This window comes from Mesorhizobium sp. M4B.F.Ca.ET.089.01.1.1 (assembly GCF_004022605.1).
In the GTDB taxonomy this organism is placed as follows: Bacteria; Pseudomonadota; Alphaproteobacteria; order Rhizobiales; family Rhizobiaceae; genus Mesorhizobium; species Mesorhizobium abyssinicae.
Genome location: NZ_RZOS01001191.1, coordinates 1 through 610, shown reverse-complemented (window position 1 = coordinate 610; position 610 = coordinate 1). Strand labels below are relative to the sequence as shown.

The following is a 610-nucleotide window of genomic DNA, read 5'->3' as shown; positions in this document are numbered from 1 at the left end:
CCAGTGATGTGCGCTGCCGCAAGCCTCCATGGCCACCAGTGCCGGCGCCTGATCCGCCATGAACCGCAAAAACTGTCCGCGTGCGAGCTTCTTGCGTAACTTCACCTCTCTCGTCATCTACGCGCCGTGAAGCTGGAAAACGTTCTTTGCCAGATCCACCCCGATCATCGTATCCTTCATTTGCCTTCCTCTCCGCTCTGTGGCCTATATCAACCACATCGTTGGCGCTTTCGATGCCGTCTGGGGAGCGCGGCAACCACTCCATCTGCCAAGCGACAACACGCTGAAAAGCGGCGCTTCACGAATTTTTGTAGCGCTGCTTCGTTTCTTCATTCATCGGATAAAGCCCGGGAAGCGGAACGCCCTTTTCCACCTCGCTCATGATCCAGGCTTCCACTTGTTCCTGCTCAGGCCCCTCAGTCAGCAGGATCTCGACCATGTCTTTGGGAACTATGACCGCTCCGTCCTGATCGACGACGATCATGTCGTCAGGAAAGACCGCCACGCCTCCGCAGCCCACCGGCTGCTGCCAGGCTACGAAGGTCAGTCCCGCCACCGAAGGCGGCGCAGCGTAGCCATTACACCACACGGGCAGGCCAGTACCGAGGAC

Annotated in this window: 1 pseudogene; it reads right to left on the bottom strand. The window is 58.9% G+C overall.

The annotated features are described in order from the left end of the window. Nucleotides 1-298: 298 nt before the first annotated feature. Nucleotides 299-610 (bottom strand): annotated as a pseudogene (locus EN780_RS36710) (ribonuclease activity regulator RraA); the annotation flags it as partial.